Raw genomic sequence first — 7009 nt, forward strand, 5'->3', positions numbered from 1 at the left:
CGCAGGCGATGTGATCGCATGACCGACCATCTCGAAGCCGACGCAGCGGAGCACGGAAAGCTACTGGCACTGTCTGGAAAGTACGCGCCGAAAACGGCAGCGTTGCATCAGATCCCAGACGAGCCCCCACCTGAGTACGAGGACGCACTGTCCCACGCCGTGGACGAAACCGAACCGGCTAATGCCGTAGCCAATCGGCCCACCGACCCAGACAACTCAATCGTTGGCGGTGCCTTCATCCTCGATATGCCGCCCGAAGTCCCCGCGATCTGGGGACGCCGCTCCCAAGTGCTCTGGGCACGCGGTGAGGCGCTGATGATTGCCGGAGTACAAGGCACCGGAAAAACCACCTTGGCCGGCCAAGTGCTGCGGGGCCTGCTCGGCCTCGGCGGTGACGTGCTCGGGCTGCCGGTGGCTGACCTCGGCTGCAAGGTGCTGTACCTGGCGATGGACCGGCCGCCGCAAATCGCGCGCAGCCTAGCCCGCCAGTTCACCGCCGACGACCGCGCAACGCTCGATGAACGTTTGACCGTATGGAAAGGGCCACCACCCCGAGACCTCGCCGCCAACCCCGCTCTCCTCGCAAAGATGGCCGGCTTTTACGGTGCGGGCGCCGTCATCGTCGACTCCCTCAAAGACGCCGCCGTGCGTCTGTCCGAGGACGCCGTTGGCGCCCAATGGAACCGGGCACGGCAACACACCCTCGCTCAGGGCGTACAGCTGCTAGAGCTGCACCACACCACCAAGCGCGGACCCGCCGGCGCACCCGTGAGCAGCGTGGCCGACATCTTCGGCAGCACCTGGCTCACGTCCGGCTGCGGATCAATCATCATGCTCACCGGCGAACCCGGCGACCCCATCGTGTCCTTCCTCCACGTCAAGCAACCCGCCGAGGAAGTCGGCCCCTTCCATCTCTCCCACAACCAGCAGCACGGCGTGCTGACCATCGACCACCAAGTCGACCTCCTGGAGTTGGCGAAGACCTCCGGCGTCGACGGACTGACCGCCAAAGCTGCCGCCCAAGCCATCACCGGCAAGCCCGACCCGACCCGCGCCGACATCGAAAAGGCACGCCGCAAACTCGACGCCAAAACTGTCGACGGCGTGCTGGTCCGCCTCGATGGCAACCGGGGCGGAGATGGTGGACGAACACCGTCCGCGTGGTTCCTCGCCCAGCACGGAGCAGTCCAGTGACCATTCACGGAGCATTCACGCAAACCGACAAAACCGCAGGTCCAGCCTTTCACGCTCCTCTGGAAACCAGAGCGAATCACGAAGCAATCACGCCATTCACGGAATCCGACAAAACCGCAGGTCCAGCCTTTCACGCTCCCAGTCACGCCATTCACGCGCCAGCCATTCACGAAACCCACCACCCCTTTAGGGGTGGGGTTTCGCATGGCATCGAAAGCAGGAACCCGAAGATCGCTACGCGTATGCGCGCACCTACCGGCCGCGATATATACAGCGGTGTTGCATGTGTTGCGACTGTTGCGTCCGACGATGAGAACGCTACACACGCAACAGTCGCAACACTCTTTCACCGCAACGATGGCGTGGGGAGCGAGTTGTGAACCGAGCCGAGCGCCGCAAGCTACCGCCCCCACTCGCAGCCCTTGCCAGCACTCTCGGTGCCATCCGCTGCCCCGACTGCAACAACGACACTGGCTTACGCCAAGACGCTAACGGGATGTGGCACATCGACGTTCTACACGACGACACGTGCCCGTGGTACCGAGCGCACCAGGCGGCCGACCAATGACCCCAGCAACCACCACACGCCGCCGCTGCCGAGACTGCCGCCAACCCCTCGACGCCGCCCACGTCTGGCGCTGCCCGGCCTGCATCGCTGCCCGCATCGACCGCACCAAACGCGGCACCCGATGAGCCCCGCCACCGCCACCCAGCACCCTGGCCGACACCTCGACCTCGAGGCCTGCATCCAACTGCTCAGCAAGGCACTGTGGCACACCGCATCCCTGCCCGGCGCAGCCTGCCAAGGACGCGGCGACCTATTCACCTCCGAGCACCCTGGCGACCAGGCGCAGGCCCTGGCGATCTGCACACGGTGCCCCGTCCTCGCCGACTGCCAGCAATGGGTTGCCCGTCTTCCGCGGGCCCACATACCGCCTGGCATCGTTACCGGCCACCAACCCGACCCCGCCAGAGCCACCAGGAAAGGAACACCATGAACCGACATCAACAGCTTGAGAACAGACAACCTAATGCCCGCCCCGAGCTTTACGAGCGGCGCAACGATGGACCACCCCAAACGAATCGAATCGCTCGGCGCCCCAAGCCGCGGTCGGTCCCGGCGTCAAACCGGACCCCTTTCAGCGGCGGCAAGGCCGGCCACGACGGGACACAAATCCCCGAGCCGGGCCTGCGCCCGGACCGACCGCACCCACCCAGCAAACCCGCCGACCACCCCAGCAAAGGGGGGGTGGGGGCGCGGTCGCGGCGGCCCGCCTGCGTCGACCCATGCGCTCCCCAGTCGATCTATCTACCAAGTTTTCCACCACCCCCCTGACCTGCAACGATGCCGGCGACGACCGGAAAACGCTCTGACCTGCGGGTTTGCGGGCGGGGCGGCTGGATTCCAGCTAACTATTCGTGGACTGTCAGCAAACGAATTAGGAGGAGATGACATGAAGGTCAATCATTCTGACCGCCGCCGCGCCGCGGCACTGGTCACGCACCGCGCCAGCTTGAGCGTCGTTGGCGTCGATGCGGTGTTCAAAGACGCGTCTGAGGCTGGTCGGTCGACCCAGCTGCTGGTCGCAGCCATCGATCTGTATCTGTCGATCGCGGGCGAGCTCCGCACCGACGCCGCCCTGGAGTTGATCGGAGAATTTCTGGTCGGCTGCGCGAAGGCTGACGGTGTGAAGGCGCCGGCGGCGCGCGTGATCTTGGCTCGCCAGTCGCGGGATCGCGACGCGTTCAATGAGTTGTTGACTGCTGCGAATGGCACCCCGGGCGGGCCGACGGAGCTTGTCGGGTCTGTTGTCGACCAGCTGGCGATGTTGTTGCCGGAGTTGGCGGCGCCTGGCGGGTTGGCGCAGCTCCGCAGATGGGCGGCGCGAGCTGGTAGCCAGGAAGTGTCGGGTGAGTGATGTATTCTGGTTGTCAGCTCGGTATCCGCGAGACGCCGGAGGCCTCGGGGGAGGCTAGCCCGGACATCTCGGTCACCATGCGACGTAAGCAATTCCTGCGCGTCAGCTTTCTAGGTGGCCCATCATGACCGAAATCTTTTACCGCACCGCGGTATTAACCCCTGGCGAGGGCCGCACCGTGTTCGGCCTCGCTGTCCCGTTTGGGCAGGTCGCCGAGGTATCCGATGGCGGTGGTCATCCGTATCAGGAGCGTTTCGAACGTGGCTCGTTCGCCCGGTCGATTCGTGAGCGCGGTGACAAGATCAAGCTGCTGGTCGGCCACGATCAACGCCGGCTGCCGATTGGTCGGGCAACCGCCTTAGAAGAGCGTGCCGACGGACTCTACGCCGAGTTTGTTGTCTCGGAGACGACCGCAGGAAGCGACGCGTTGACCGCGATCCGCGACGGCCTCGCCGGCGGTTTCTCGATTGGCTTCGCCGGTATCCGCGACCGGTGGGACGGCGATGTGCTTGTCCGCACTGAGGTTGCGTTGCGCGAGGTGTCGGTTGTCGGCTTCCCGGCGTATGCGGGCGCGAAGATCGCGGGGCTGCGCTCGAAGCTGGACGGCCCTTTTATCCCCCGAGGCCGCGCCCGAGCGTGGCTCGAAACCCTGAATTGGTAGGTACCGAAATGTTCGTTAACCCCAAGGATCTGCGCACCCTCGACGAGGTCCGTGCCGCTGCGGAGAATCTGCTGAACCGCTCTTCCGGTGACCTGTCCGGTGCTGACGCCGAGCAGTTCAACGCGCTGAAGGACCGTGCAGCCCAGCTGCGCGACTTGGAGAATCGGCGCGCCGCTGATCTGGCCGAGATCAGGTCGGCCGCCGACGGAACTGGCGGCCCCTACCGGGCCCGCGTGGTCGACATCGAGCGTGCCGGCGGCCCGGCGGCCCCGAGCATCGGCGGCAAGTTCCGCAACCCGTGGGACACCTCCACCGTGCGGTTCGGGCAGCCCGGGGCCGAGGCGGAGATGCGGCACCGCGCCGAGGATGCCATCGAGCGGATGGCGTTCGCTGACGACAAGGTGCGTGAGGTGTCGGCGCGGCTGGTCGGCAACGACGAGTCGCTGCGGACCGCCGAGATCGTGCTGGCGACCACCAGCCCGGAGTATTCGCGGGCGTTCACCAAGATCGTCCGCCACAACGGGCAGGTTGCCGCGCTGACCGTCGAGGAGCAGTCCGCGTTGCAGCGCAGCATGGCGATCGGTACCGGCTCGGCTGGTGGGTTCCTGGTGCCGTTCCAGTTGGACCCGGCGATCATCCTGACCGCTGCGGGCAGCTTCAACCAGGTGCGGCAGATCGCTCGGGTGGTGCAGAGCACCGCCAACGACTGGCACGGTGTGTCGTCGGCCGGTGTGACCGGGTCGTGGGACGCCGAGGCCAGCGAGGTCTCGGATGACTCGCCGACCCTGGCGCAGCCGAAGATCAGCGCCAACCTGGGCCGGGTGTTCGTGGAGGCCAGCTTCGAGGCGGTCCAGGATGCGAGCAACCTGGCGCAGGAGCTCGCCAACATGATGGCGTTCGAGAAGGACCGCATGGAGTCGGTGGCGTTCGTCACCGGGTCCGGCACGGGCCAGCCGAAGGGTGTTGTCACCGCGCTGGCCGGGGTGTCCGGTTCGGTGGTGGAAACCGCCGCGGCCAGCACCCTGGCGGTCGGCGATGTGTACAAGCTGGACGAGTCGCTGCCGGCCCGCTGGGCGGTGAACGGCTCCTGGCTCGGGCACCGGGCGATCTACAACAAGGCGCGCCAGTTCGACACGGCTGGTGGTTCGGCGTTGTGGGGCCACCTCGATGAGGCGCGCAAGCGTGACCTGCTGGGTCGGCCGAACTACGTGGCGGAGGCCATGGCCTCCGCGGTGGTTGACGGCGCCAATGTGCTGGTGTTCGGGGACTTCTCGAACTACGTGATCACCGACCGGGTCGGGACCACGATCGAGTACATCCCGAACCTGTTCGGGGCCAACGGGCGTCCGACCGGCAAGCGTGGCTGGCTGACCCACTTCCGGGTGGGTGCGGACGTGGTGAACGCTGCGGCGTTCCGGCTCCTGAAGGTCAAGTCGGCGTGATCCTGCCCAGCAGCCGACTTGACGGCCGCGGGGAGGTGTAGGCGTGCCGGTTTCGATTCCTGTTGGTGCGCGCACCGACCATAGCTCGTTCAAGTCGGTTGCTGATGAGATCGACAGTTACTTCACTGAGGTGGGGGAGAAGGTTGGCCGCAACTTCTCCAAGGAACTCGCTGATGGGATGGCGTCGTCGGAGAAGGACATTCAGCGGTCGGCGGAGAAGGTAGTCAAGTCCTACGACAAGGCTGCGGACGCGATTGGGCGGGTGCGAACTGAACAGGCCCGTCTCGATGAGTTGCAGAAGTCCGGCGCCCGTGACGACCAGATTGTTCGGCAGGTCGAACGCGTAGAGTCTGCGCGCCGCAAGGAGTCCGCCGCTATTCGGCAGACGGTGAAAGACCTGGAGGACTACACCGATCAAGCGCAGAAGGCGACATCGGCTGTCCAAGGCATTGCTTCGGCGTCTCAGGGTGCGGGGGCGGCTGCTGGGCAGGGCTTCGGGTCCGGTTTTATGGCGGGCGCTAACCGCAACAGCCTGATCCGGTACTTCTCCGATTTGTGGATGGATATTCAGACTTCGGGGTCGGCGTCGGGTGTGTTGATCGGTCGGGCTGTTGGTGCCGGTGTCACCACCGGGCTGGTTGCGACTGCGGCTGGTGCTGCCGCGGTCATCGGCGGTATCGGCTACACCCTGACCAAGGGCTTCCAACGCTTGCAGGGTATCGACCAGGCCCAGTTCAAACTTAAGGCTCTCGGGCATTCGGGGGCTGAGGTGTCGGCGATCATGAAGGACGCCGAGGCGTCGGTGAAGGGCACCGCATTCGCTCTTGATGAGGCGGTTGGTGCGGCGGCGTCGGCGGTGGCGGCCGGCATCAAACCCGGCGAGGACTTGTCCAGCTATCTGACGACTATCGGGGACACCGCCGCGGTGGCTGGCACGTCGTTCGATGAGATGGCGTCGATCTTCAACAAGGTCACCGGCAACACCAAGGCGCAGACCGGGGAGCTTCAGCAGTTGGCCGACCGGGGTATCCCGATCTTCACCTGGCTGCAAGACGCCTACAAGATGACGGGCGCCGAGCTGTCGAAGATGGTGTCGAAGAGCGGCATTGATGCCGCGACGTTCCGCAACGTCATCGCCGCCAACATCGGTGGTGCGGCGCAGGAGATGGGTCAGTCGTTCTCCGGGGCGATGGACAACTTGCAGGCGGCGATTGCTCGGGTGGGTGCTGCGGCGCTTGGTGCCCCGTTTGAGAGCGCGGCCGGGGCGATTGAGGCGTTGACCGGGAAGCTCGACTCGATGACGGCCTGGATGACGGCGAACCAGGACAAGATCATCGGGTTCTGGACGAAGATCGCCGAGGGCGCAACCTTCGCCGTCGGGGTGATCGAAAGCTCCACCTACGTCATCACCCAATCACTGTCGTGGATCGTCAACGCCTTCGGCGATGCGATGGGCGCCGTGATGAAGGGCCAGTCCTTCCTCAAGCGGATGGTGGGGCAGACCGCCGACGCCGATGCCCTGTCGCAGGAGGCGGACGCCTGGTTCGGGCTCGCTGACGGCATCAACGCCTTCAAGGACGCCACCTGGGGCGCGATGCAGGGCACCGCCGACTTCATGGGCGACATCAAACAGTGGGGGGACCGGGCGCAGGACGCCGCCAAACTCAACCAGCTGCTCGCCGGGGCAACGGCGACGGTTCGTGACGACCACACTGTGGCAGTCGATCTAGCTGATGGGCCGGACGGGCCGCGTGACGCGCTCAAAGAAGCCGGGTTCGACACCATCGCCACCC

Annotated in this window: 6 protein-coding genes; all 6 read left to right on the forward strand. The window is 65.6% G+C overall.

Annotated elements, in window-relative coordinates; translation table 11 throughout:
- Nucleotides 1–18 precede the first annotated feature (18 nt).
- Entirely contained in the window at nt 19–1194 is a 1176-nt protein-coding gene (locus A5643_RS00370) for an AAA family ATPase (protein ID WP_156628407.1), read from the forward strand.
- Nucleotides 1195–1883: 689 nt separating this feature from the next.
- Nucleotides 1884–2192 carry a WhiB family transcriptional regulator gene (locus tag A5643_RS17940; protein ID WP_156628408.1) on the forward strand — a complete coding sequence of 103 codons (309 nt, stop codon included), beginning with the start codon at nt 1884–1886 and terminating at the stop codon, nt 2190–2192.
- A gap of 456 nt (nt 2193–2648) precedes the next feature.
- A complete protein-coding gene (locus A5643_RS00375; protein WP_066851040.1) occupies nt 2649–3113 on the forward strand; it encodes a hypothetical protein in 465 nt (154 codons plus the stop codon).
- Between the two features lie 124 nt (nt 3114–3237).
- The gene (locus A5643_RS00380; RefSeq protein ID WP_066851041.1) at nt 3238–3774 is read left to right on the forward strand and encodes an HK97 family phage prohead protease; all 537 of its coding nucleotides are present in this window, start codon (nt 3238–3240) and stop codon (nt 3772–3774) included.
- Nucleotides 3775–3782: 8 nt separating this feature from the next.
- Complete coding sequence (locus A5643_RS00385; RefSeq protein WP_082948623.1) at nt 3783–5216, forward strand: phage major capsid protein; 1434 nt, start codon at nt 3783–3785, stop codon at nt 5214–5216.
- Between the two features lie 43 nt (nt 5217–5259).
- Nucleotides 5260–7009, forward strand: a 1750-nt coding sequence (locus A5643_RS00390; RefSeq protein ID WP_231995391.1) for a tape measure protein, incomplete at its 3' end; no start/stop codon positions are given.

The sequence above is a fragment of the Mycobacterium sp. 1274756.6 genome, from assembly GCF_001668625.1.
In the GTDB taxonomy this organism is placed as follows: domain Bacteria; phylum Actinomycetota; class Actinomycetes; order Mycobacteriales; family Mycobacteriaceae; genus Mycobacterium.